General features: G+C 40.6%; 25 protein-coding genes, 8 tRNA genes and 4 pseudogenes. 12 read left to right on the forward strand and 25 right to left on the reverse strand.

Annotation, left to right across the window (positions count from 1 at the left end):
- Positions 1-65 precede the first annotated feature (65 nt).
- A complete protein-coding gene (galR, locus tag HMPREF1516_RS07910) occupies positions 66-1070 on the forward strand; it encodes a DNA-binding transcriptional regulator GalR (protein ID WP_033606264.1) in 1005 nt (334 codons plus the stop codon).
- 36 nt (positions 1071-1106) lie between these two features.
- Here galR and HMPREF1516_RS07915 read toward each other — a convergent pair whose 3' ends face one another.
- Positions 1107-1994 carry a cation diffusion facilitator family transporter gene (locus HMPREF1516_RS07915; RefSeq protein ID WP_033606265.1) on the reverse strand — a complete coding sequence of 296 codons (888 nt, stop codon included), beginning with the start codon at positions 1992-1994 and terminating at the stop codon, positions 1107-1109.
- A 132-nt stretch (positions 1995-2126) separates the two neighbouring features.
- Between HMPREF1516_RS07915 and HMPREF1516_RS07920 the strand changes: the two genes are divergently transcribed.
- Together HMPREF1516_RS07920 and HMPREF1516_RS07925 are read left to right on the forward strand one after the other, a co-directional pair.
- Positions 2127-2681: a TetR/AcrR family transcriptional regulator gene (locus HMPREF1516_RS07920; protein WP_033606266.1), complete on the forward strand. Its 555-nt coding sequence runs from the start codon at positions 2127-2129 to the stop codon at positions 2679-2681.
- Positions 2682-2707: 26 nt separating this feature from the next.
- Positions 2708-3040 carry a hypothetical protein gene (locus HMPREF1516_RS07925; RefSeq protein WP_033606267.1) on the forward strand — a complete coding sequence of 111 codons (333 nt, stop codon included), beginning with the start codon at positions 2708-2710 and terminating at the stop codon, positions 3038-3040.
- Between the two features lie 36 nt (positions 3041-3076).
- On the opposite strand, the pseudogene pnuC reads toward HMPREF1516_RS07925, so the two are convergent.
- Positions 3077-3583: pseudogene (gene pnuC, locus HMPREF1516_RS07930) on the reverse strand (nicotinamide riboside transporter PnuC); the annotation flags it as partial.
- 39 nt (positions 3584-3622) lie between these two features.
- Between pnuC and HMPREF1516_RS10235 the strand changes: the two are divergent.
- From HMPREF1516_RS10235 to HMPREF1516_RS10080, 5 genes and pseudogenes are all read left to right on the forward strand, one after another.
- Positions 3623-3973: pseudogene (locus HMPREF1516_RS10235) on the forward strand (IS6 family transposase); the annotation flags it as partial.
- A 24-nt stretch (positions 3974-3997) separates the two neighbouring features.
- A pseudogene (locus HMPREF1516_RS10240) lies at positions 3998-4318 on the forward strand (DNA replication protein); the annotation flags it as partial.
- Complete coding sequence (locus HMPREF1516_RS07940; RefSeq protein WP_001287840.1) at positions 4311-4568, forward strand: plasmid replication protein; 258 nt, start codon at positions 4311-4313, stop codon at positions 4566-4568. The pseudogene HMPREF1516_RS10240 and the gene HMPREF1516_RS07940, both read left to right, overlap by 8 nt.
- Positions 4569-4580: 12 nt before the next feature.
- Positions 4581-4808 (forward strand): hypothetical protein, encoded by a 228-nt coding sequence (locus HMPREF1516_RS07945; protein WP_001152920.1) that lies wholly within the window; start codon positions 4581-4583, stop codon positions 4806-4808.
- A complete protein-coding gene (locus HMPREF1516_RS10080) occupies positions 4796-4957 on the forward strand; it encodes a hypothetical protein (protein WP_001062367.1) in 162 nt (53 codons plus the stop codon). The genes HMPREF1516_RS07945 and HMPREF1516_RS10080 overlap by 13 nt, the downstream gene beginning before the upstream one ends.
- Positions 4958-5181: 224 nt before the next feature.
- Here HMPREF1516_RS10080 and HMPREF1516_RS07955 read toward each other — a convergent pair whose 3' ends face one another.
- The 14 genes from HMPREF1516_RS07955 to HMPREF1516_RS08020 form a co-directional block, all read right to left on the reverse strand.
- Entirely contained in the window at positions 5182-5982 is an 801-nt protein-coding gene (locus tag HMPREF1516_RS07955; protein ID WP_033606269.1) for an energy-coupling factor ABC transporter ATP-binding protein, read from the reverse strand.
- The gene (locus HMPREF1516_RS07960) at positions 5969-6805 is read right to left on the reverse strand and encodes an ABC transporter ATP-binding protein (protein ID WP_000343048.1); all 837 of its coding nucleotides are present in this window, start codon (positions 6803-6805) and stop codon (positions 5969-5971) included. The genes HMPREF1516_RS07955 and HMPREF1516_RS07960 overlap by 14 nt, the downstream gene beginning before the upstream one ends.
- Positions 6781-7572 carry an energy-coupling factor transporter transmembrane component T gene (locus tag HMPREF1516_RS07965; protein WP_193389634.1) on the reverse strand — a complete coding sequence of 264 codons (792 nt, stop codon included), beginning with the start codon at positions 7570-7572 and terminating at the stop codon, positions 6781-6783. The genes HMPREF1516_RS07960 and HMPREF1516_RS07965 overlap by 25 nt, the downstream gene beginning before the upstream one ends.
- The gene (locus tag HMPREF1516_RS07970; RefSeq protein ID WP_000846130.1) at positions 7572-8174 is read right to left on the reverse strand and encodes a hypothetical protein; all 603 of its coding nucleotides are present in this window, start codon (positions 8172-8174) and stop codon (positions 7572-7574) included. Before HMPREF1516_RS07970 ends, HMPREF1516_RS07965 begins: the two co-directional genes overlap by 1 nt.
- A gap of 337 nt (positions 8175-8511) precedes the next feature.
- On the reverse strand, positions 8512-10032 hold the full coding sequence (locus HMPREF1516_RS07975) for an ABC transporter permease/substrate-binding protein (protein ID WP_033606271.1): 1521 nt from the start codon (positions 10030-10032) through the stop codon (positions 8512-8514).
- On the reverse strand, positions 10025-10753 hold the full coding sequence (locus HMPREF1516_RS07980; protein ID WP_000575228.1) for an ATP-binding cassette domain-containing protein: 729 nt from the start codon (positions 10751-10753) through the stop codon (positions 10025-10027). Before HMPREF1516_RS07980 ends, HMPREF1516_RS07975 begins: the two co-directional genes overlap by 8 nt.
- Before the next feature lie 14 nt (positions 10754-10767).
- Positions 10768-11532 carry a nuclear transport factor 2 family protein gene (locus HMPREF1516_RS07985; protein ID WP_033606272.1) on the reverse strand — a complete coding sequence of 255 codons (765 nt, stop codon included), beginning with the start codon at positions 11530-11532 and terminating at the stop codon, positions 10768-10770.
- Positions 11533-11535: 3 nt separating this feature from the next.
- Entirely contained in the window at positions 11536-11973 is a 438-nt protein-coding gene (locus HMPREF1516_RS07990; protein WP_033606273.1) for a MarR family winged helix-turn-helix transcriptional regulator, read from the reverse strand.
- A gap of 144 nt (positions 11974-12117) precedes the next feature.
- A complete protein-coding gene (locus tag HMPREF1516_RS07995) occupies positions 12118-13311 on the reverse strand; it encodes an O-antigen ligase family protein (protein ID WP_033606286.1) in 1194 nt (397 codons plus the stop codon).
- A gap of 132 nt (positions 13312-13443) precedes the next feature.
- Entirely contained in the window at positions 13444-14886 is a 1443-nt protein-coding gene (gtfA, locus tag HMPREF1516_RS08000; protein ID WP_033606274.1) for a sucrose phosphorylase, read from the reverse strand.
- Positions 14887-15082: 196 nt separating this feature from the next.
- Entirely contained in the window at positions 15083-15916 is an 834-nt protein-coding gene (locus tag HMPREF1516_RS08005; RefSeq protein ID WP_000711270.1) for a carbohydrate ABC transporter permease, read from the reverse strand.
- A gap of 16 nt (positions 15917-15932) precedes the next feature.
- Entirely contained in the window at positions 15933-16805 is an 873-nt protein-coding gene (locus HMPREF1516_RS08010) for a carbohydrate ABC transporter permease (RefSeq protein ID WP_033584257.1), read from the reverse strand.
- 18 nt (positions 16806-16823) lie between these two features.
- Entirely contained in the window at positions 16824-18074 is a 1251-nt protein-coding gene (locus HMPREF1516_RS08015; RefSeq protein ID WP_033606275.1) for an extracellular solute-binding protein, read from the reverse strand.
- 34 nt (positions 18075-18108) lie between these two features.
- On the reverse strand, positions 18109-20271 hold the full coding sequence (locus tag HMPREF1516_RS08020; protein WP_033606287.1) for an alpha-galactosidase: 2163 nt from the start codon (positions 20269-20271) through the stop codon (positions 18109-18111).
- A 107-nt stretch (positions 20272-20378) separates the two neighbouring features.
- On the opposite strand from HMPREF1516_RS08020, the gene HMPREF1516_RS08025 reads away from it, so the two are divergent.
- Both HMPREF1516_RS08025 and birA read left to right on the forward strand, forming a co-directional pair.
- A complete protein-coding gene (locus tag HMPREF1516_RS08025; RefSeq protein ID WP_007517401.1) occupies positions 20379-21239 on the forward strand; it encodes an AraC family transcriptional regulator in 861 nt (286 codons plus the stop codon).
- Positions 21236-22174, forward strand: a complete 939-nt coding sequence (gene birA / locus HMPREF1516_RS08030; RefSeq protein ID WP_033606276.1) for a bifunctional biotin--[acetyl-CoA-carboxylase] ligase/biotin operon repressor BirA — start codon at positions 21236-21238, stop codon at positions 22172-22174. The genes HMPREF1516_RS08025 and birA overlap by 4 nt, the downstream gene beginning before the upstream one ends.
- 104 nt (positions 22175-22278) lie before the next feature.
- On the opposite strand, the gene HMPREF1516_RS08035 is transcribed toward birA, so the two are convergent.
- Positions 22279-22983 carry a hypothetical protein gene (locus tag HMPREF1516_RS08035; RefSeq protein WP_033584252.1) on the reverse strand — a complete coding sequence of 235 codons (705 nt, stop codon included), beginning with the start codon at positions 22981-22983 and terminating at the stop codon, positions 22279-22281.
- Between the two features lie 370 nt (positions 22984-23353).
- On the opposite strand from HMPREF1516_RS08035, the pseudogene HMPREF1516_RS09940 reads away from it, so the two are divergent.
- Together HMPREF1516_RS09940 and HMPREF1516_RS10245 are read left to right on the forward strand one after the other, a co-directional pair.
- A pseudogene (locus tag HMPREF1516_RS09940) lies at positions 23354-24244 on the forward strand (transposase).
- Between the two features lie 159 nt (positions 24245-24403).
- Positions 24404-24514 (forward strand): hypothetical protein, encoded by a 111-nt coding sequence (locus HMPREF1516_RS10245; protein ID WP_394334356.1) that lies wholly within the window; start codon positions 24404-24406, stop codon positions 24512-24514.
- A 62-nt stretch (positions 24515-24576) separates the two neighbouring features.
- Here the strand turns inward: HMPREF1516_RS10245 and HMPREF1516_RS08050 are convergent.
- From HMPREF1516_RS08050 to HMPREF1516_RS08085, 8 genes are all read right to left on the reverse strand, one after another.
- Positions 24577-24664, reverse strand: a tRNA-Ser gene (locus HMPREF1516_RS08050).
- A 6-nt stretch (positions 24665-24670) separates the two neighbouring features.
- A tRNA-Ile gene (locus tag HMPREF1516_RS08055) sits at positions 24671-24744 on the reverse strand.
- Between the two features lie 33 nt (positions 24745-24777).
- Positions 24778-24848, reverse strand: a tRNA-Gly gene (locus tag HMPREF1516_RS08060).
- Positions 24849-24864: 16 nt separating this feature from the next.
- A tRNA-Phe gene (locus HMPREF1516_RS08065) sits at positions 24865-24937 on the reverse strand.
- 4 nt (positions 24938-24941) lie between these two features.
- Positions 24942-25015 (reverse strand) — tRNA-Met (locus HMPREF1516_RS08070).
- Positions 25016-25025: 10 nt separating this feature from the next.
- Positions 25026-25115 (reverse strand) — tRNA-Ser (locus HMPREF1516_RS08075).
- A 6-nt stretch (positions 25116-25121) separates the two neighbouring features.
- Positions 25122-25193, reverse strand: a tRNA-Glu gene (locus tag HMPREF1516_RS08080).
- Between the two features lie 11 nt (positions 25194-25204).
- Positions 25205-25278: transfer RNA gene (locus HMPREF1516_RS08085), tRNA-Ile, on the reverse strand.
- Between the last annotated feature and the right edge of the window lie 132 nt (positions 25279-25410).

Here is a 25410-nt window from a genome sequence, read left to right on the forward strand (position 1 = left end):
CTTTTACTAAACTACCAGTAAAAAGCAGAAAAATATGATATACTAACCTAAAAGGAGGAGGATTTATGGCTACCTTAAAAGACATCGCACAGCTAGCCTCTGTCTCTATTGCGACCGTATCTCGTGTCCTCAATCGCGACCAGAGCCTATCTGTCACAGAAGAAACCAGACACCGTATATTAACCGTTGCTGAAGAGCTGGGCTACACCAAGCATCTCAAGACAGGCGAATCCCACAAACCAAAGCAAAAGATTGCCATTATCCAATGGATCAGCGAACAAGGGGAGTTGGACGACCTCTACTACTACCAGATTCGTCTCGGTATTGAAAAAAGAGCCCAAGAGTTGGACTATGATATCTTGCGCTATTTTAACGACCATCCTTTTACATTAAGTGAGGAAGTGATTGGCATTCTCTGCATCGGAAAATTTAGCCGAGCTCAGATTGCTGCCTTTGAAGAATACCAAAAACCCCTGGTCTTTTTAGACAGCGATACTCTTTCATTTGGACATACCTGTATTATCACTGACTTTTACACTGCTGTGAAACAAGTTGTAGACCATTTCCTCAGCCAAGGGATGAACCGTATCGGGATTCTCACAGGCCTTGAGGAAACAACCGACCAGGAAGAAATTATCCAGGATAAGCGGCTAGAAAATTTCAAAGACATTACCCAAGCAAATGGAATCTACCATGAAGAACTGGTCTTTCAGGAGAGCTTTACTGCCCAGTCTGGCTATGATCTGATGAAGGAGGCCATTCACAAGCTAGGAGAACAACTCCCACCAGCCTTTTTCGCTGCCAGCGATAGTTTAGCCATCGGCGCCCTCCGTGCTCTCCAAGAAGCTGGAATCAACCTACCAGACCGCGTCAGCCTCATTTCTTTTAACGACACTAGCCTGACCAAGCAAGTTTATCCTCCTCTTTCTAGCATTACCGTCTATACCGAAGAAATGGGCCGAGCAGGTATGGATATTCTTAACAAGGAAGTCCTCCACGGTCGGAAAATCCCTAGCCTAACCATGCTGGGAACCAGACTGACTTTGAGAGAAAGTACAAGGAATGAATAGGATAACAAAACGACCTCTAGCGAGATCGTTTTTCTACTAATGATACCCATGCTTCTGCTCTAACTCTCTCACCTTCCGCCTATGTTGCGCATGATTGCTTTGACTGCTATCTACTTCAATAGTGATATTCCGCACGCCTCTTTCTTCTAAACATTGACGCACCACTTCTTTGGTTTCCATCATCTGTTCCCAGTCCTTGATACAAATGTGAACAATAGCATTATTCTCTAGACCATCCATGGACCAAATGCTAAGTTGATTAACACTTTTGACATTGGTCAGAGCCTCTAAATCCTTCTCCAAATCACTTGTCTCGACTCCTTCTGGCACAGCATCTAGGAAAATTTTCAGTGCGCTCCAAAAGCGAGGAATGGCTTTCGACAGAATAAAGATAGAAATAACTAGTGATAAAAGCGGATCGAGGATATACCAGTCCGTAAATCGAAGAATAATCGCCATTAGAATGACGGCCAACCAACCAAGAGTGTCTTCCAAAAAATGCAGGCTAAGAATTGACTCGTTCTTTGTTTTCCCCTTACGAACTACCAGACTTGCTAGCACATTAATGGCTACTGCAATGATTCCCAGCCAGAGGATGCCTTCCTCATTGACGGGTTGCGGGTGAACAATCTTTGTGACATTTTCCAAGATCACTAGGACAGACCCTATCATAAGAATCACAGCCGTTAGCATGGCTCCTAAAAGACTAAAACGCTTGTAACCCAAGGTGTACTGCCTATCTTCTTCACGGTTTGAGATTGTTTCTAAAAGGGCTGAGATGCCAATGGCTATAGCATCCCCCAAGTCATGAACAGAATCAGCAAGAACTGCACTTGAACCAAAGATTCCTCCCGCGATAAACTCAACAATCGCATAACTTAAATTTAAGAAAAAAGCTAACCAGATAGATGTTTTAGAACTCATTTCTCTCCCTCCTTTGGTATAATGGGTATATACATACTTCTTTCATTTGTATTATCTAATAAAATCCAAAGAAAGGATAGAAGCAAACTGTTAGTCCTGTTCAGTTCTGAACAGTTTGTCTCAAGTGTCTATATGCCAAAAAGAGACCGTCGGGTTAGTAAGACTAAAAAAGCCATCTATCAAGCTTTTTTACAACTTTTGAACGACAAAGGCTATGATACCACTACTGTTCAGGATATCATTGACCTAGCAGATGTTGGACGTTCTACTTTTTACTGTCACTACGAGAGTAAGGAACTCCTTTTAGATGAGCTCTGTCGCTACCTCTTTCATCATCTCTTTGAAAGAGAAGGACACTTTACGACCGAGGACTACCTCGCACATATCTTTTTACATTTTCAGAAAAACCAGGACCATGTCACCAGTCTCCTTTTTTCCAAAAACGACTACTTCCTCCGCCAACTACACAAGGAACTCGAACACCACGTTTATCCCATGGTGGCGGGTGACTTGCAAGAGGCCTATCCAAACATTCCGGCCTCCTACCTCCAGCATTTTGTTGTGACGAACTTTATCGAGACTCTAACTTGGTGGCTAAAAAAAGGAAAATCTTATACCGAAGAGCAAGTGGTGAGATTTTACCTTGATGTAATGGAGATGACCTCTACAACTCCACTTGATAACTAAGCCTGTAACTCAGAAAGGAACCAACTATGTTAACTTCGATGATTCTAGGAATATTAACAATCGTACTAGCTCTCGCATTCTCATTACTTCACCTTGCTGCTGCTTTTTCAGCCATGAAACAAAAGAACTACAGTCTGGGAAACACGTGCATCTTGGTCGGCAGTTGCATCACTTCTCTGGCTCTAGCTATCTTTTACTTCGTCCCACTGGCAACCATTCTACTATGGATTGTGGGTTCGAGTATCGTCTGCTATGGTGCCTACTGGAACGGGCGACAGCAAGAAAATCAACATATATCGCACCACATTATTCGTATAACGAGCGCTATTATCATTACGGTATTATTCATCTTGCTCTAACACAAAAAAAGGATCATCTGATCCTTTTTTACTTTTTTAAGCACTCTTTGCTGCCTTGCTCCACTGATACCACCCAACTAGACTATTGATCAAGTAAATCAGGTATTTCCCTTGAATTTGCAGGCTTTCTCCCCACCAGAGATAGATAGAAAAGACATTGGTAGCTGCCCAGAATATCCATTGCTCACGGTAAACAGCTGTCATGAGGATTTGCCCTACACCATTGGTCGCATCAGTGATAGAATCACGATAGGGACGATTAGCTCCGATAGACTGATAAATAAACCCAAAGGCAAACCACCAAAGAACACTAATAGAAAGATACTTTGTCCAACCCTTGCCGTCTAGTTTACGTGCGACAAACTCTTGTTGTTCTTTCTTAAACTGGGCTTGATAAATCCAAACCAAGAGACCAATTGGCTGCATAATTGTAAAATAGAGAGTTGTTAAAACCTCACCATAGAAGCCTTTTTGAAGGGCAAGCACCAGATAAATGATGGAATTAATCAAACCAAATAGGTAGTTACTAGCACGACCTTCAGCTTCTCAAAGAGCAGAAAAAAGGTTAGTAAGGCTTGAGAGATGAATCATTTTAAAGGCAAACAATTCCAACAAGACGTCATCATTGTCGCTGTTGGTTATTACCTACGTTACAATCTGAGCTATCGTGAAGTTCAGGAATTGCTTTATGACCGTGGAATAAATGTTTGTCACACTACGATTTATCGGTGGGTTCAAGAATACAGTAAAATCCTCTATCATCTCTGGAAAAAGAAAAATAAACAGTCCTTCTATTCGTGGAAAATGGATGAAACCTATATCAAAATTAAGGGGCGTTGGCATTATCTCTATCAAGCGATTGATGCGGACGGTTTAACATTGGATATCTGGTTACGAAAGAAACGTCGAGCAGACGATAACAGCTATAAGTTAGAAGATACCGCCTATCAAGAAGATAAAGCACGCAAAGCAGAAACCGAAGATAAGCTAGCTATTGAAGCAATGAAAAGCAAGTACACCACGCTATTGCTAGAAAATATGTTGCTAAGTCCGTTTGAAATGCAAGATACAAAAATCATGGCAGGATTGCAAGTCCATGTTTACCCCCTCTATGACGAACTGAAAGAATTAAGAGGGCTAAATAGTGTCAAAGACCACTTGTCTTATGTTGCCAGCAGACGTAAAGAATATTCTAAGCATAATATCGCACGCTACCTCAAAAAAGCCATTGAACAATATCTACCAACGGTTAAAAGGCAGGACTTAAACCATGAGTGAAGACTTAAAAACGATCAAAGAGCTGGCGGATGAGTTGAGTGTTACAAAACAAAATATTCAATATCACTACCAAAGGTTACCAAAAGAATTACAGCTTAAAAGTTCCAATGGGTCTAATCTAATAAATTCTAAAGCAGAAAAAATAATTTTAGGTAAAGTAGAAAGTAGTAGCAAATCAAATACCAAAGACCAACAAATAAGTAGCAAAGACCAACAAATAGAAAAACTAACTAATTTGTTAGACCAGTAACAACGATTAGCCTTGCAAGATAAAAAGTTGCTAGAAGAATACAAGGCGGAAAATGATAACTTAAAAGCCCTCAAAATGCCCTCACAGGAAACAGAATTCAAACACTTAGACAATCAATATAAAGATGAAGTGAACGCTCTTAAAGAGAAGTTGGAAAATTTGCAGGAACAAATCAAAGATCAAAAAAGGATAGAAGAACAAGAAAAACCAATAAAATGGTGGGGACTATGGCGAAAATAGATGATTCAGTTAAAAAGAAAGTTCCAGAATTGCGATTTAAAGGATTCACGGATGAATGGGAACAGCGTAAGTTGGGAGACGAAGTTCGAATAGTGATGGGACAGTCTCCTAATTCAGAAAATTATACTGATGATCCTAATGGGCGCTAAAAATGCGAAGACCTATGAAGACCTATTTTGTATTAGTCAAACAAAAAATCCAAAAGAAATGGTATATGATTATGACCATGAAACAAAGTAAAATCAAACCGAGTGATCTGAGGAAGCACCCGATGATCATGAAACGTTATTAAACACAAAAGTCACCCATGTGAGTTCTTGCCAGAAGCTGAAGTTAATCCTTCAACCTGGAAAACCCGCAGAGGTGATTTTTTCTATACATCTCGATTTTTCTGGCAATAATCATTAACCGATAAATATGTCTGTGAATCACCCAGCGACTCCGCTATGTCCATAATCCGCGGTGGTAGTAATCCCACTCGCTGGACAAGTTCGTGATTGCTGAACAATTCCCGTGGACTGCCGGCGAAGCCAAACTTCCCGTGTTCCATAACATACACCGACTCAAACTCGGCGGCGACCCAATCCATGTCATGGGTGATGGTCACAACTTGGTGGCCCGAATCAGCCAGCTGATGGAAAATTGCGGTCAACTTGCGCCGGCTTTCCCAATCAAGCGACATCATCGGCTCATCAAATAAATAAATCGCCGGATCCACTGCCAAAACTGTGGCAACGCTCAACAGCTTGCGTTCCGACAATGACAGGTCATATGGACTTTCAGCTGTTTTATCATCCAAGCCAACTCTTTTTAGAGCCGCTAAAGCCCGCCTCGTAATCGTATCGTGGTCATCCATGACCTGCGCGACATTCCACTCCACCTCTCGTTGAACGGTCGGGTTGAAAAGCTGATCGTCAGGATTCTGAAAAGTAATCCCAACCTTCAGTAACTTTTCGACTGGTTTAAGATCATTAAAATTTTCTCCATCGATCTTAATCACACCGGTTTGTGGTGTCAGCAAACCCGTCAACAATTTGAAGAGCGTTGATTTGCCGGCACCATTTTGGCCGACAATCGCCACCATCGGATCGGCGAAATGTTTGCCTTCAACATCCAAGCTAAAGGACCGTTCCGGATAAGTGAACGTCAGGTGGCTCAGTTCAATTGTGGACATAACGAACCTCCTTCAGATCAGCGTAATTCACCGGATACCGGCCATCAGCCAAGTGCCAATCCATTTTTTGAGCAAGTTGCTGGATTGTCGGGGCTGGAATCTGCCAGTCAGCTGCCAAATGATTAAACACCTCACCCGGCCTGCCCTGGGCTACCATTTGACCCTCGTGCAGCACCCACACAACGTCGGCGACTTCGCACAAATCGTCAATTTCACTGGTGACAATGAAGACAGTCGTCTCTTTGACTTGGGCCAGCCATTGGAAAAATTGCCGGCGGCCAAGGGGATCCATCTCACTGGTCGGATCATCCATAATCAAAACAGCCGGATTAGCCACAATCGCCGTGGCAATTGCCAACCGCTGGATCTGACCACCGGAAAGGCTCTCGGGACGCAAATTCAGCTGTTCAATCAGCCCCATTTGCGTGGCAACTTCTTCAACCCGTTTTTGAATCAGTCCTTCAGCCATTCCCTGATTAATCAAGTCAAAGGCGATTTCATCGGCAACCGTGTCTGCCAACCCGCTTAGTTGGCCAGCTGGATTTTGCAGTACAACTCCATTCATGGCATTATAAACGGGCCAATTGTCAGACACTCGCTGGCCAAACATGTGCCAATCGCCCTCAATCTCAGCAGACACAATTTTGGGAATGACCCCTGCCAGCACACGGCACAAAGTCGATTTGCCGGAGTGGCTATTCCCGATAATCCCAACCACCTGGCCGGTATGAACCTCCGCGTTAATCTGACGCAGTTGTGGTTGCTCAGTACCCGGATAACGGGTGGTCAAATTTTCAATTACAATCCGTTTATCTTCGTCCATATCTTCCACCCAATCAATAAAATTGCCAATCCAGTCAGACCAATGTGCAGCGTCCGCGACAAGCGATACACGCGCTGGGAGGTTCTGACAGTCCGGTTGAGATTATCAAAACCTCTCAGTTGGAGAGAAATCGACCGCGTCATCGATTGATCCAAGGTCTTAATCACCAATGGAATTAGAACCGGCAGGACTGACTTTAATTTCTGAATCAACGTTTTTTGCGGATTGGTTCCGCGAACTTTTTGTGCCTGCTGGATTTTCCGCATATTGCGCATCATTTCCGGCAAAATATAACACACCGACATCAGAACGTAGACGGTTTTATAAGACAATCCGGACAGTTCCAAATAGGCCGCGTTTTCTGAAATACTCGTGGTCACTATAAAAAAGCCACTGGTCAAAATAATCACCAATACTCGACAACCCAGAGTGGTGGCGTAAATCAGGCCCTCTTTGTAGAACGACACCCCAAGCACAGAAAACAGCACAGTTTGATTCCGACTGTAAAATAACCCTTGGATGATCAGCATGGTGCAAATCAGAAACAGGCTGAATCCCAGCGCCTTAAAGGTGGTAGAACTCAATTTGGAAAATAACAATAGCAGTGTTGCGACAAGAATTAATCCGGCCTGAAGCAATAAATTCATACTGGCAAAGCTCAACAACGTCATGTCCAAGATGAACAAGAGCTTAGTAATCGGATCGATCACCTGGTACCACTTGAGCTTGACCCGTGGCGCTCCAGAAATCAATGTTTTATCAGTCATCATTTATCATCGCTAAAGAAGTGCACCATCCGCTTCGGCAGCTGACGATAGATGAAGAATGCCAGGTAGGCCACGCAGACTTTATCCAAAATATCCAAGACAAACTCATCGGTAAATGAGGCCAGCCACACTGGTGCGTGATTGGCGACCATTACCGCAAACAATGAGTCACCCCAAGCGATACCGGTCTGACCACCCCAAAAGATGACGTTGAGTGGCGTTGAAATGACAGCTGAAACGATGGCAATAATAATAGCAGAAACAAATACTCGTCGCGCTGACGAGAACCACCCATTGGCGTGCAAGACTCCGACAGCAATCCCAATTCCGATGCTGGTAATCGCATACACGGTTGAAATTGGCGATAAGGTCAGCCCATAGATCACGTTGTTGATGAAACCACTAATGGCACCGGCAACCGGCCCAGCCAACATGCTGGTAAGAAAGGTTCCCAAAGACCCCAGCCAAACGGGCAACTTTAACCCCTCTGCCAAGGCTTTGGCAACATAGTTAATCCCCACGGCAGCGGGAATCAAAGTCATGGTGGCAGCACTTAACTTAAATTTCCACATACTGGTACGATGAATCGGTTCTGTTTTCATAATCTTCTCCTTTTGTTTTTAAAGAGCCGTGTCTGGATAGACTTTCGGACGCAACGCTCTATTATATATCTACTGAACTGTCTATACACAAGATTTCCATCCTTAGTCGACATGAGCTGGAAATCTTTATTTGTTAAGTAGTTCACAACACATTATACACCTATTTTGTGAATAGTCAAGTGTATTTACAGTAAAATTTTAGAAAATCCTAAAAATTTCCTCATATTTTCCATTTTGAAAGACATTCAGTAACTCTAATATCAAAAAAGCCCAGACGACATTGTCTGAGCATTCTTTTCTATAGTCGTTTAAGCAAGTTGAGTTTGACATTTTCAAACTATTTCTTCAACAAACCTTGTTCTTGTAGAAATTCTTTGGCTACTTGTTCTGCGGACTTGCCTTCAACACCGACTTGGTAGTTGAGCTGGCTCATCTGGCTTTCAGTAATTTTACCAGCTAGTTTATTGAGAACTGGCTCCAACTCAGGATGTTTCTTGAGAAGAGCTTCTTTCATGAGTGGAGCTCCTTGATAAGGTGGGAAGAGTTGCTTGTCATCTTCCAAGACCTGCAAATCATAACGTGCCAATTCCGCATCAGTTGAATAGGCATCCGTGATTTGAATATCGCCTGACTGAATTGCCTGATAGCGAAGGGCTGGCTCCATGGTCGCTACATTGAGATTGAGACCATACATTGATTGCAAGCCCTTATTGCCATCCTCACGATCATTAAATTCGAGTGTAAAGCCTGCCTTCAACTGCCCTTCTACTTTTTTCAAGTCCGAAATGGTCTTCAAGCCATATTCTTGAGCAATCTTTTTCGGAACAGCTACAGCGTAGGTATTTTGATAAGACATAGGTTTGAGATAGGCTAGATGATCCTGTTTGGCAATGCCATCACGCGCCACTTGATAAACCTGCTCTGGCTCATGACTCACTTTCGGTGATGGTTGAAGCAGACTTTCAGTCACCGTACCGGTAAATTCAGGATAGATATCAATATCGCCTTTTTTCAGAGCTTCATAGAGGAAGCTTGTTTTCCCAAAGTTTGGTTTCACAGTTGCAGTCATACTGGTATTTTCTTCAATCAACAATTTATACATATTAGCCAAAATTTCGGGTTCTGGTCCCAATTTCCCAGCAATCACCAAGTTTTCTTTCTCTTTTTGAGCCAAAAGGGCTGGACTATAAGACAGACCGAGTAATATGGTCACCAAGGCAAAACCAGAGAAAATCGTCCGCAATTTTGCTTTTTCCATCACTTTTAGTAGGAAGTTAAAGGCAATGGCCAGCACTGCAGAAGAAAGGGCCCCAATCAAAATCAGACTAGTATTATTGCGGTCAATTCCCAAAAGGATAAAGGAACCCAGTCCACCTGCCCCAATCAAGGCAGCCAAGGTCGCCGTACCGATGATCAAGACCGCTGCCGTCCGAATCCCAGACATAATGACAGGCATGGCAAGTGGAATTTCAAACTTCTTGAGACGCTCCCATCTAGTCATCCCAAAGGCAATCCCAGCCTCTTGTAGACTTGGATCAATTCCCTTTAGCCCAGTAATAGTATTTTGCAAAATCGGGAAAATCGCATAAATCACCAGAGCTGTCAAAGCTGGCAAGGTTCCAATTCCCATCAAGGGGATAAAGAGTCCTAACAAGGCCAGAGACGGAATGGTCTGGAAAATCCCTGCAATCTGCAAAACCCAGTCCGCCAACTTCTCATGATAGCGAAGATAAACAGCCAAGGGAATAGCAATAAAAATAGCTAGTAATAAGGTCAAAAGTGACAACTGCAAATGTTGAGATAGAGCTGTTACCCAATCACCAAAACGATCCTGAAAAGTTGATATCAAATTAGTCATGAACACTACCTCCAAACAAGTCTGCTACAAAGTCCGTTGCAGGAGCTTTTAAAATCGTCTCAGGGTTCGCCACCTGACGAATCTCTCCATCCTGCAAGACAGCAATACGGTCCGCCAATTTCAAAGCTTCATCCGTATCATGGGTCACAAAAATCGTTGTCATACCAAACTCTTTATGCAATTCTTTCGTCAAAACCTGCAACTGTTTTCTCGAAATAGCATCCAAGGCCGAAAAGGGCTCATCCATGAGGAGAATCTTAGGCTGACCAATCATAGCACGAACAATACCCACCCGCTGCTGTTCTCCGCCAGATAGTTCACTAGGCAGACGATTTCCATAGTCAGCTACTGGTAAACCAACCTTAGCCAAAAGCTCTTCTGTTTTCTTCGCTATTTCTTCCTTAGTCCAGCCCTTCATCTCAGGAATGAGAGCAATATTTTCCGCAACCGTTAGATTGGGAAAGAGAGCAATAGCCTGTAGGACGTAACCCGTAGAAAGACGAAGTTCACGCTCATCATAGTCTTTGATGCGCTTGCCATCCATGTATATATTTCCATCAGTTGGTTCCAAAAGACGGTTAATCATCTTAATCATGGTCGTCTTACCGGACCCAGAAGGTCCAACTAAAACCATAAATTCCCCATTCTCAATCCGTAAATTGACATCTCTCAAAACATCTTTTTCTGTGTAGCGTAGCGCTACATTTTTGTATTCAATCATTCTTAGTCCTCAATTTAAAATTTTCCTCGGTTAGTCAAGTCTTCTACCTCAGGCATAACTTCCTTATTATCCCAATGCTCCACAACCAAGCCATTCTCCAAACGGAAGATGTCATACTGGGCATAGGCAACTCCATCAATCTGAGTCTGCCCATAGCTTACCACATAGTTTCCTTGTCCCAAAAGCTGGAAAACAAAGTCGAAAGTAACACCATGTTCAGCCACATAATTTTTATAGGCCTGACTTCCTTGTCCAATCTCATGATTATGCTGAATCAAATCGTCTGCCACAAAATCTTCCCACAGATCAAGTTCCTTGCTTTGGAAGATTTCTGTCAAGAAACGGCGAACTAACTTTTTATTTTCTGCTGTCTTGTCCAAATCCTTGATCTCAAAATCTCCAAAAATCTGGTCTAATTGGTCATTTTCAGGTGTTCGATAGTAGTCAATCACATCCCAATGCTCCACGATACGACCATTCTCATCCGCACGGAAAGTATCTGTCGTCACCCATTGAGCTTCCCCACCATTGAGATATTGATGAACATGGACGAAGACTAGATTGCCGTCTTCAATAGTGCGAACAATTTTCATCTCACGCTCGGGATAGCGCTCAAAGAAATTTGCAAAGAAAGCCGCAAACCCTTCTTTCCCATCTGGCACACCTGTCGAGTGTTGAATGTAGGTATCTCCTACGGACTGAGCTTGAGCCTCAGCAACTCGTCCATCTTGAATAGCATGAATGTATAGGTTGTGAGCATTTTTCACTTGTTTTGACATGATTTATGCCTCTTTTTCTTTTAAATTTTCTAAGATGCGTTCCTGATAGCTTTCAAACTGACGGATTTCTTCTTCAGAGAAGCCTTTATAAAAAATTGCATCTAATTTTTGACTGACACGATTGCCCACTTCTTTCTGCGACCAACCTTGCTCTGTCAACTTGACATATTTCTTTCTCTTATCTATTCCACATGGGCTAATGATGACCAGGTTTTGCTCCTCAAGCTTCTTAATCATGGTTGTCAGCGTATTATTGGCAAGTCCCGTCGCCAGCGCAATATCTGTCGCAGTTGCACAACCTGTCTCACTATTCCATAAAACCGCTAAAATCTTTCCCTGCTCACTCCGATAAAGAGAGTCAGGGTCTTGTCTCAGTAACTTTTGAAAAATCCGCCCATTCAACAAACGAATATGATGGGCTACCAAATGACAATATTTCATGAAACCTCCAATTTATTTCTATATCGATACGAATAAAAAATATTATAATACTTATTATTCCAATTGTCAACTATTTCGACTTAGAACTAATTTTTCTCAGTAAAAAATCTCCTACTCAAGGTAGAAGATTTCAATCTTATAAACTTAATCCGTCATGTCTGATACCAAAGTTCGACGCTCCAATGGAATACTGCACATAACTAACAAGAAAATGAAACCTGACTGAATCCAGAAAAGGGCCAAGTCAAAGATTCCATGCACAGCAACCACTGTAAGGAAAGATAGATAAAGACCGATAATTGGACGTTTCCCCGACTCCTGACTCATATCCATCATCAAACGAACAGGAGCAACAGAAGACAAAGCTAATAAAATGGTTCCCACAATTCCGTAACTCAGAATCGTATCAATATAAAGGCTGTGAGCATGTTCATGATAAGGAGCATTTATCCGAGGATAAGAGTGCATATAGGTCAATGGCCCCTCCCCCCAAAAAGGATTTTGCTTAAACAAGGCCATACCCGCATTCCATATCGAAACTCGCTCTTCCATTGAAGAATCTAGCGTTCCCATGCGAACACCCAAGTCACTTGAAAAGAGGAAACAAAGGCCAATCCCAAAAACACCAATACTGAGCCAGAAGGCGCGCCAGTTTTTAATGGTTGTAAAGAGATAAATGATGGCACCAGCGATGATGGCAGGAAAGGCTGTTCTATTTTGCGTAAAATTCAAACCAAATAGATTCACAAAACCTGCTAGCACGCAAAAGACTTTCAACCATCTTAACTTCGTCGTTGTAAAGAGATAAAAGGCAATCATGATACAGAAGCAACAGATAATCCCATAATAGTTAGGATTAAAGAAGGTCACCTCTGCACGGTTTTGGTGCCATACCTGCATATTAGGCGAAAGAAAGGCGTAGTTAAATTTCTTTACAATTTGGAAATGCTCCAAAGTAGCAAAAGCCGCAGAGAGCACACTTCCAAACAAGATTGTCTGCAGTATCAGTCGAAAGAAAGCATGTGTCAGACGTTTCTGGTAGAAGCTAAAGAAAATGAGGAAGAGAAACATCAGTAAAGATGCTGCTAGACCAAGCCAGTTCTTGGCGACGATAGAGATGATACTACTGTAGGCAATAAAAAAGAGAAGTACAGGATGTTTGGCCAATCCTTTGATAATTCCCTTCATTTCCCCAGTAACAAGTAAACCTATCAAATATAAAGCAAAGAGGGCTAAGAACAAATAAAAAGGTAAAAAGATACTTATGATCATCAAATACAAAAAGAAATCTTTTTTCGAAAGCCCTCTTATCTTATCCAGTAATCCAATTGATTTCAAAACGGATCCTTTCTGTTCTGAATTTCTCCAGAAGATAAATGCTAAACTATCTTTATATTCTACCATTTTTTCCGTCATTTGGGAACAATGAACACGTTTTCGCCACAAAAAAAATCTTTCATTAATATGGCACTAGAACTGAATGTTTCTACCGTTTTCCACTACTTGATAGGTCTGACTTTGCAAATCAATTTCTGCTACTGCTGTTACGGACTTGTCTTTATTTTGACGTTTGATTACAATGCTGTGAGCTGTTGGTGTTTCAATGTCAATAGTCCCTTCTAGGTCAAAGGCCTCTGACCGATTACGGAAAGAAAATAGATTGAGAAGGGACTTCACCACAGGACGTTGAACTTCTTCTGCTATTTCCTCATTGCTATAGTAATGACGATTAATATTTCGACCTTCTTTGGTTTCTTCTAATAATTTCAAGTCATTTTTTCCTGCTAATAGACCAACATAGTAAACCTGAGGAATGCCTGGCGCAAAAGCTTGAATCAAACGAGCGAGGAAGTACTTGACATCATCATCTCCAAGCGCAGAATAGTAGGTTGAATTGATTTGGTAGATATCTAGATTGTTATACTCTGCACTAGAGTACTTACGTTTGACATTCGCTCCAACCTTATAGAGCTCATTTGAAGCATAGTCAATTTCCTCATCGGTCAGGATATCCTTGACATCTACCACTCCAATCCCATCATGGGTATCTAGTGTCGTAAATTGCTTCATCGGGCTCATCTTTAACCACTTAGCTAAGCGCTCTGTTCTGGAACTGTAAAGAGTATAAAGGGTCACCATTGGAAGGGCAAAATCGTAAACATAGTAATCATGATCCGCTATTTTAAACTGAATCGAATAGTGTTCATGAATCTCAGGTAAGAGCTCTGCACCGTATTCAGCTCCTATATCCCGGACCTTATCCAATAAGTCCCAAATATCTGGTTCCACAAAGAAATCATTGGTATCCAATTTCTTCACCGCATAAGCAAAAGCATCTAGGCGAATCAAATCACACCCGTTACTTGCTAGATGTTGAATCGTCTTACGGATGAAGCTCATCGTTACTTCTTTGGTCACATCAAGATCAATCTGCTCCTCACCAAAGGTATTCCACAAATGTTCTACTGAACCGTCTGCAAAAACGATCTCTTGCTTTGGTGCACGATCCTTACGCTTGTAAATTAAATCTACATCAGCTTGTGTCGGACGGTTTTCCGGCCAAAACTTGTCCCAGTTTAAAAAGAGATCTTTAAATTCACTAGCTTCATGTTTTTCTTGATAGTCCTTATAATATTTAGATTGACGAGAAATATGGTTAATCATAAAGTCAAACATAAGATAATATTTCTCACCTAAACGCTTAACATCCTCCCAATCACCAAACGCTGGATCCACTTCATCATAGTCCACTGGTGCAAATCCGCGATCACCTGTTGACGGGAAAAATGGTAGAAGGTGAACTCCCCCAATAGCATCGCCAAAATGTTCTTCCAAATTCTCATACAAGTCTTTAAGGTTATTTCCAAGACTATCTGAGTAAGTAATCAACATAGTTTTATTTTGAATGGTCATAGATGTTCTCCTTTTTCTGATGAAAGCCAAGTCTTATATGACCTGGCTTCGTAAATGAAAGATATTTTTAGATTTTTGTTCAGTACTAATATAGACTGCAATCAACTAAATACGACTTTCTTGTTTTCTACATAGAATTGCCAACAAGCTGAACCGTTCCTCTATGTATGGAATTATAGATTCCATAAGCACTTTCTTACTTCACTGCCCCGTTACTCATTCCTGAAATGATATGTTTTTGGAAGATGAGGTAGACAATGGTTATCGTTACAATTCCCACAATATAAGATGCAAAACTTGGGCCATAGTCATTGAAGTACTGACCTTGATAGTTGTATTGGAAGAGAGGTAAAGTCCACATCTTAGAATCCTTATTCAGAATCAAGAGTGGCAACATAAAGTCATTCCAGAACCAGAGAGCATTGATAATCAAAGTTGTCGCATGCATGGGCTTCAACATTGGAAAAATGATTCGACGATAAATTGTAAAACGATCAGCCCCATCAATTTCCGCAGCTTCGTCCAAACTATCTGGTACACTGATTTTTATATAACCAACATACAAGAAGAGAGTCTGTGGAATAGCATAAGTTAGGTAGAGTATTACTAGCCCCCACATATTTGCTAGGCCGAGTTTACTCATCATAACTGTGATAGGAATCATAATCACCTGAAATGGAACAAATATCCCTAAGATCAAGAGCGAATACATAATGGCAAAGGCTTTTTTCTTGGACATATTTCGAGCAATGGAATAAGCTGCAGCTGGTATAAAGAAAGCTACTACAATCAATGATAACACCGTAATAACTGCTGAATTCCAGAAATAGCCTCCAATTCCGTCCGAAATTAATCGTTCATAATTACTTAAGGTAAAAGGATTGGGCAAACTAAAGAAATGATTCATGATATCCTTAGTTGTCTTGAAAGAACTAAATACCGTTACCAACAAAGGAACAAGTATAAGAATACCACCGACTATCAAGAGGACGTATTTCCAAAACTGATTCAATTTTTCTTCTTTTTTCATGTGTAGGACTCCTCTATTAGATTTCAAATTTCTTTGATAGCTTGATTTGTATAAGAGAAACAATTCCAATAATTAAGAATAAAATCAAGGCAATTGCATTCGCATATCCATATTGATTACTCTTGAAAGCATAGTTGTAGACTAAAAGTCCAAGAGACGTTGTAGCATTATTTGGACCACCACTCGTCAAGGCAAAAATTTGGTCAAAGGCTGTCAAACCGGACTTAAGAGCCAAGATAAAAACCATAGAGATCGTTGGCAATAAATAGGGCAATTCAATCTTCCAAAAGGTTTGTTTACTGGTTGCACCATCAATTGATGCTGCCTCTAAAATATCATTTGGAATACTCTGAAGACCAGCAAGAAAGAGAATGATTGGCATTGCTACTCCTTGCCATAGAAGAACAAAAATAGTTGCCACTACCGCTCCGACTGGTGTCCCCAATAGACTCTCTTGTAAAAAGCTAATTCCTAAAATTTTTCCAATCGTTGGAAGCCCATAGTTGAAGAATTGTTTAAAAATCAAGGAAACTGTCAAACCAGACAAAACAGCCGGGAAAAAGAACCAAGCTCTAAAGAAGGTCTGCCCCTTCATCTTAGAATTTAAGGCTCGTGCCACAACCATCCCAATCGTAATCTCTCCAATAATCAATGCCAGAGTTAAAATCAAAGTAAAGGCTATGGCTGTGAAGAATTTCCCATCAATCATCAGCAATTTGTAGTTATTCAAACCAACAAATTTATAATTATAGGTCAATCCAGTCCAGTTAGTCAAACTATAGAAAGCACCTTGTACCATTGGAAAGTAAAAGAAGATAGCTTGTAAAGCAAGCGGGATAAGCAAAAATGTCCAACCCCAGTATTTATTTAAAAATTTTCGAATAGCCATATCATCTTAACTCCTATTCTAGTCCAAATCTGCCTTCATTGGATTAAAGAAAGCATTGAGATTGTTTGCCATATTTTTCAGATTTTTATCCATCAGGTAACCTGCACTTAGATTAAAAAAGTCTTCTTCAGAGTTCCAGCGTTGGCCCAACCAAACATAATGTTTGTCCGTAAATGCCAGTTTAGAAATAGCTGCAAGCGCTGAATCTTCTTTTTCCTGTATGCCTTTTACCGCAACAGGTGATCCATCTACATCATAGTATGACTGCATAGCTTTTGGACTAGTCATATAGCTGATAAATTCTTCGGTTTCCTTAGGGTGTTTGGAAGTAGCTGAAGTTGATAATGCCATATCTCCTGCACCAACAGTGACTTCTTCTCCTACTTCTTCTCCAGGAAAGGCAAACATCCCCACCTCAAATTTTGGATCCTGTTGATTAATTGCGGCTAATGCCCATGATCCTTGTGGCATCATCAAGGCTTTTTCACTCGAAAATGCTACCACCGCATCATTATAAGAGGCACCACGCCAACCATCTTGAGCATTATCTGCTAATAAATCGAGTCGTTCTGCATCTGCTTTTAAAATAGCATCATCTGCAGAGATTGCGTTTGGTTTTGAAAAGCGAAGGTAGTTATTAGCCGCGTCTCCACTACCTGTAAGAGTAATGAGAGAAAGTTGGTGGTAACCATTCAATGTCCAGCCTTCATTACCTGCAACCGCAAACGGAGAATTCCCACTATCTTTTATCTTTTTAACAATCTCTTGAAACTCTTTAAAAGTCTTCGGTTCCTCAAGTCCTAATTCTTTAAACTTCGTTTTATTGTAATAGATTCCATAAAGGTTGGCTGTTAATGGCACACTATAAATCTTGTTATTGATTGCATACTTTTCAGCATAGTCATTCTTGATGTTCTCAAGATAGGGTTTTCCTGTCATATCTGCAAAATAACCTGCCTTCGCCCACTCCTGAAAATCCATATTTTGAGGATAGATATTAATAATATCTGGAACATCTCCTGATAAAATACGAGTCTTTAGAACAATTCCAGCTGAAGGTACTGTAGTCAGCTTCACATCAATATTAGGGTGTTCCTTTTCAAAATCATCCACTATCTTTTGCAAGGTATCTGCCATCTCGGTCTTCTGGTTAAAAAACTCAATCGTTACCTTGCCATCAGTTGATTGATTGTTCTGACCACAAGCCACTAGGCCTAGTAAACTTGCCCCAGCTACTAAAAGAAAACCTGCTTTCTTATACCATTTCATTGGAATGCCTCCTTGATAAATTTATACGCTTTTATTATAGTCTTTTGAATTTATACTGTCTACTCAAAAAATCTCCTGGCGATAGGGTAACAGTTAAACCTGCATACATGAGCTCTGCACCCGAATAAACAATGTTTGTCCCTTCCAGCTCATAAAGCCCTTCCACTTCTAAGTCTTTCAGTTTCAAGGTGGTTTCCATTGTTTCCACAACTGACAGGACTCGGACGTAGGTCACAATCGTTTGATTTTCATAGTTAAATTGTACAGCTGCTTCATTGGATTCAGCATCGGGATTGATTAACCTATACTGATTTCCCAACTGGACTACTGGTCGCAATTCTTTATACAAGTTCACCTGATTAGCAATCTCAGCTTTCTCTTCATCTGATAAACTTGTTAAATCAAGCTCGTAGCCCAGATTTCCCATCATGGCTACATGACCACGAGTTTCCAATGGTGTCATCCGTCCCATCTGATGATTTGGTACTGCTGACACATGAGCTCCCATAGAAATGGTTGGATAGAGATAGGATGAACCATATTGGATTGGTAAACGTGCAATAGCATCAGTATTATCACTAGCCCAGACTTGTGGGAAATAACGCATCATACCAAGATCATTACGTCCACCACCACCAGAGCAGGACTCAAAGAGAATATGACTGTGTTTCTCTGTCAGATAAGAAACGAGTTCGTAAAGTCCCAACATATACTGATGAGACTGCATCTGGGTTTCCAGATAAACTGAACCATTCCCCAGATTAGTGATATTGCGGTTCATATCCCATTTGATGTAGTCAATTTTATGATGAGAGAGGAGTTCATCTAAAACATTTTTCAAATATTCTACTACCCGAGGATTGGCAAGATTAAGTACTAATTGATTTCGAGAATAGGTATGCTCATAACCTGGAACCTGAATAGCCCAGTCAGGATGTTTACGATACAAGTCGCTATCAACAGAAATCATCTCAGGTTCTAACCAAAGCCCAAACTGCAAACCTCTTTCATGGATCGCTGAAATCAGACTTTCTAGACTTCCACCCAGTTTTTTCTCATTCACAACCCAATCACCTAAAGCACGATTATCATCAAAGCGATTACCAAACCACCCATCATCTAATACAAAAAGTTCTATTCCAACTTTCTTAGCTTCATCAGCTAGTTCTAACAGTTTTTCTCTCTGAAAGTCAAAGTAGGTAGCTTCCCAGTTATTGATTAGAATTGGACGCTCTTTTTTAGAAAATTTACTTGGCATAATGTGCTTAAGTACAATATTCTGACTTTCATGACTGATACCAGTTAATCCCTTATCTGAATAGGTCACTAAAGCTACCGGTGTTTCAAAATTTTCCTCAGGATCTAACTTCCAAGAAAAGTTTTCTGGATTAATTCCAATAGCCACCCGAACTTCATTCAACTGATTCTTTTGGACAAAAGCTTCGAAGTTTCCACTATACATCAGTTGTAGAGCAAACACATTCCCAGCATCCTCTGTAACTCCTTGATCACATAATAGAAGAGCTGGTGTTTGATCATGCCCAGAAGCTCCACGGTTCGAACTAATCGAAAAGATTCCTTGCTCTACCTGTTGACGTCGGACAGTCTTTTCACGAGCATAAGCTCCCTGTAAAGTCACTATTTCGTAAGCTGCAGCGGGAAAATCAGCCATAAAAGAAAAGTCCTTATGAATGACAACTTCCTGATTACTATTATTCTCCAATTTGCTGTAACTAGCAATTGTCGCATCATTATCAAAAGCTGTATAATACAAAGTCAGACTAAGTTTAGCTTGAGGATCTTTTAAAATCAAGACAAGCGTCTCTGTAGCATCCATGCTGTGAGGAGAAGGTAAGCCCTGTGGACCATTCTGACCTTTTAAAATCTTTGCTTCTACAAATCGAAAGTCTGTTACTTCAGTTGCATCATGTTGAACCTGTAAAGTTGGTTTTCTAAAGTCACCCAAACCATGTTGCCCAAAAATTTGACGTTGCGTATCCAAACTAAAGGTTCGATTAGTAGCTGTTGGATTACCAGAAAAAGCATGATCGCGTTCATAAACACTATTAGAACCTCCATAGTTCTTAATAGTCTTTCCTAAATGTTTTAATAATAAGAACCCATCCCTATTTTCAATAATCAAACTTAAATCTTTACTCTCAACGTAAAATAGATTATTCTCTATCCGAATTCCCATAACTTGTACCTCATCGATTTCCTGATAAAATTTTAGCAAATAAAAGCGCTTTCTAAAATAGAAAAATGTCTCTAAAGTATGGTAAAATGTTAGGTAGGAGGTGGCCCATGCTCGTTTTTTCAGAATACCAGACTGGAACAATTGATCTTTCTCTTAGCTTCTACGGTTATGAAGAATGCACGCCTAACTACTCTTTTGGCCCAGCTATTCGAGATACCTATGTACTCCATTACATTACTAAAGGAAAAGGTCAATTCCATTATAAGGGGAAAATTGTTGATTTAAAGGCAGGAGATTTCTTTTTACTAAAACCAGATGAATTAACATTCTATCAAGCAGATAGCCAGGATCCTTGGGCTTACTACTGGTTGGGGATCACTGGAGGGAGGGCACCTGACTACTTTGCTCTATCTCAAATTTCTGATCAATCCTACCTCATCCAGTCAAATAACTGTCATACACAAACAACTGCAAAACTCATCTCAGATATTGTCCGCTTCGCTCAAATAACAAAATCAAATGAATTGGCTCAACTCCACATTATGGGACAACTCCATGAACTAATGTTTCATCTAGGAACGATTGCTCCCAATCAGAAAAAAGAGAATATTTCATCAACCCACCAGCTCTATCTTGACTGCAAACGATTAATTGATAGTCACTATCCACAATCGCTCACCATTCAAGATTTAGCAAAAGAGCTATCGGTTCATAGAAGTTACTTAACTAGTGTGTTTAAAGAATTTCACCAACTCTCTCCAAAAGAGTATTTACTTTTCGTTCGAATGAACCGTGCTCAACAGTTACTAGAGCACACCAATGAAACGATCAAGGTCATTGCGTATTCTGTGGGTTTTTCAGATCCATTACATTTCTCAAAAGCCTACAAGCAGTTTTTTCATAAAACACCTAGTCAAACTCGAAAAGAATACTCTCATTCCCTCTCAGCTAGAAAGGAAAATCAATGAAATCACACCAACTAGTCTACCAAATATTAGCTAGAGAAAACGATTATGTTAGCGGAGAAAAAATCGGAGAAGAACTGAATTTAAGCCGCACGTCCATATGGAAATCAATCCAACGTCTTCAACAAGAAGGCCTAGAAATTGACAGTATCAAAAATAGAGGCTACAAGCTTATTCAAGGCGATCTGATATTACCTGATTTGATTCAAGAGAAAACCAACTTAATCGTTCACTACAAACCTGAGACCAAATCAACCCAAACAGATGCAAAAGAAGGAATTGAAGCTGGAAACAAAGGAAATACACTCTATCTTTCAACCTGTCAAACAGCAGGTCGTGGCCGCTTTCAGCGTCCCTACTATTCTCCATCTCAGGGCGGAATCTATATGTCCCTGCATATTCAACCCAATCTTCCCTATGAAAAACTCCCTTCCTATACTCTCCTTGTAGCTGCTGCAGTCTACAAAGCCATTAAAAACCTAACTATGATAGAAGTAGATATCAAATGGGTAAATGACATCTACTTTAAAAATAAAAAAATAGCAGGTATCCTCACCGAAGCGATGACATCAGTTGAGACAGGGGTGGTTACAGATGTCATTATCGGTGTTGGAATCAACTTTGCCATCAGCGATTTTCCCAAAGAGATAAAAGAAAAAGCTGGAAGTCTCTTTACACCACCAGCTCCTATCACACGAAACGAACTAATCTCAGAAATTTGGCGTTGTTTCTACCAAACAGCACCCGAAGAACTACTCTATCTTTATAAAGAACACTCTCTTGTTCTAGGAAGAGAGGTCAGTTTTATCCAAGATCAGACTGAAAAAAAAGGAGTCGCCAAGGACATCTCCGACAAAGGACAACTCCTTATCCAGCTTGATGACCAGACAGAAATCTGGCTCAATAGTGGTGAAATCTCACTCACTAGCTGGACTTAACAAACAGCACTATATGATGTCTAGAATCTCATCTAGCAAGCATATAGTGCTGTTTGAATGTAGAAAGTAACAGATATATAAATAGCTAGCTTCCTATCAACAATTTACAGGTGGATAGCTTTTGAGGCATTCTTTTTATATGCCGTGCTATGTACCAAAGAAGCTCCATAACAGTGATTCTCATATTCAAGCATAATCAATGGCAACGCAAAAACTTTAACAGCATATAAAAGCAGCCAAAACATAAAGATTTCAGCTTTTATATTCACCAAATTTTTACTAAACATCTCGTACAAGAAGCATGCATTTAAAGCCATATTGAAGAGACTTGCCAACGTTGCTAAGACTATATTGGTTTTCAATTTTGGATGATAATATTTAGCCACATATAAGGCCAATAATGAAATATTATAAAGGCAAATCGGTTGATAATTTTCTCTATAAATAACCAGCGTCTTACGATTATAGAACAGGAAACCATGAGGTCCACGATGATATTCATTGATCCAGACATGGCTAAGACCTCTAATCTCATCCCAAGCTACAAATAAATCAATTTTTCTTAGATAAATCCCTTTTTTATAAATCGAACATTTCCATTTAAACAAGAAAGATAGAAGAAAAGTAAGGAGTAAAACCGCAACTGTAACAATCTTCAACTCCCCTTGCCCGATAATCAAGGATAGGTTAAAAAAGCGAATTTGCGCTTTTTTTGCATCTAAGATCATTGAAATCACAGTTAGAAATACTACAAAGATAAATAGTATAAATCTATAAAAAATACTATGAAATTTTACTCCATTTTCCATCTCGATTATCCCCCAGCCACTTAAAGTCCCTAACCTTAGTATACCACTAAATCTAGTCTATTTATGATTTTTTCTAATATGAAAGTTACTGAAACAGCATTAGATAATAGAGCTCAATAATATTTGTAGTAGGTAAATCCACTATGGAGATTATGTAGCCTAGAAAAAAAGTCCCAATGACCTATAATGAAAAGCGACTAAACAACTCATTAGAAAGATTCATATGGAACAATTACATTTTATCACAAAACTACTCGATATCAAAGACCCTAATATCCAAATTATGGATGTTGTTAATAAAGATACCCACAAGGAAATCATCGCTAAACTCGACTACGACGCTCCATCTTGTCCTGATTGCGGAAATCAAATGAAGAAATATGACTTTCAAAAATCATCTAAAATTCCTTACCTCGAAACAACTGGTATGCCTACCAGAATTCTCCTTAGAAAACGCCGTTTCAAGTGCTATCAGTGCTCGAAAATGATGGTCTCTGAGACTTCTCTCGTCAAGAAAAATCATCAAATCCCTCGTATCATCAACCCGAAAATTGCTCAAAAGTTGATTGAAAAGACTTCTATGACCGACATTGCCCGCCAGCTTGCCATTTCAACTTCAACCGTCATTCGAAAGCTCAATGACTTCCGTTTTAAACATGATTTTTCTCTTCTTCCCGAGATTATGTCTTGGGATGAGTATGCCTTCACTAAGGGAAAGATGAGCTTTATTGCTCAGGATTTTGAAAAGCTCAATATCATCACTGTCCTTGAAGGCAGGACACAAACTATCATCCGAAATTACTTTCTGCGCTACGAGCGAGCTGTTCGTTGTCAGGTGAAAATCATTACGATGGATATGTCTAGTCCCTACTATGGACTTGGCTAAACAGCTTCGCTTTCGAATTTCTAGGCTCAGGCTGAAACAGTCTCCCAGATTGTTTCACTCCCAAACGCTAAAATAGTTCTAGATCGTTTTTATATTGTCCAACATCTCAGCCGTGCTATGAGTCGTTTCCGTGTTCAAATCATGAACCAATTCGATCGAAAATCCCATGAATACAAGGCCATCAAACGCTACTGGAAGCTTATACAGCAGGATAGTCGTAAACTGAGCGATAAGCGATTTTATCGCCCTACTTTTCGTATTCATCTAACCAACAAAGAGATTCTAGACAAGCTTTTGAGCTATTCAGAAGACTTGAGACACCACTATAAAGCTCTATCAGCTCTTGCTTTTTCACTTTCAGAACAAGGAGCCTGAGAAATTTTTGGACTTATAGAGGAGAAACTAAAGCAGATTCATCCTCTTTTTCAGACGGTCTTTAAAACCTTCCTCAGGGACAAAGAAAAAATTGTCAACGCTCTTTAGTTACCTTATTCCAACGCCAAATTAGAAGCAACCAATAATCTCATTAAACTTATCAAGCGCAACGCCTTTAGTTTTCGGAACTTTGAAAACTTCAAAAAACGAATTTTTATCGCCCTAAATATTAAAAAAGAAAGGACGAAATTTGTCCTTTCTAGATCTTAGCTGACTTCAACCCACTACAGTTAACAAAGAGCAAAAAAAAGAGCCTAGCAGCTCTTAACGTACGGAGAATGGGGGATTCGAACCCCCGCGCCGGTTACCCGACCTAACGATTTAGCAAACCGTCCTCTTCAGCCTCTTGAGTAATTCTCCTATTAATGGGCACGAGTGGACTCGAACCACCGACCTCACGCTTATCAGGCGTGCGCTCTAACCACCTGAGCTACGCGCCCAAGTTTAAAAACTTGGTATGAACTTTCGTTCAAAGCGGGTGACGAGAATCGAACTCGCGACAACAGCTTGGAAGGCTGTAGTTTTACCACTAAACTACACCCGCTTAATAAAATAAGATATGGCGCGAGACGGAATCGAACCGCCGACACATGGAGCTTCAATCCATTGCTCTACCAACTGAGCTACCGAGCCAATATTGCGGGAGCAGGATTTGAACCTACGACCTTCGGGTTATGAGCCCGACGAGCTACCGAGCTGCTCCATCCCGCGTTAATATAAAAGGAGGATGTGGGATTCGAACCCACGCACGCTTTTACACGCCTGACGGTTTTCAAGACCGTTCCCTTCAGCCGGACTTGGGTAATCCTCCAACAAATAGTCCGTACGGGATTCGAACCCGTGTTACCGCCGTGAAAAGGCGGTGTCTTAACCCCTTGACCAACGGACCATATCCATAGATGGGCACGAGTGGACTCGAACCACCGACCTCACGCTTATCAGGCGTGCGCTCTAACCACCTGAGCTACGCGCCCAAGTTAAAAAAACTTGGTATTTGAACAAAGTTCAAAGCGGGTGACGAGAATCGAACTCGCGACAACAGCTTGGAAGGCTGTAGTTTTACCACTTCAAAAATACTATTACATATATTTACATCAAGTTCCGAT

This window comes from Streptococcus sp. CM6, from assembly GCF_000526095.1.
In the GTDB taxonomy this organism is placed as follows: domain Bacteria; phylum Bacillota; class Bacilli; order Lactobacillales; family Streptococcaceae; genus Streptococcus; species Streptococcus oralis_BW.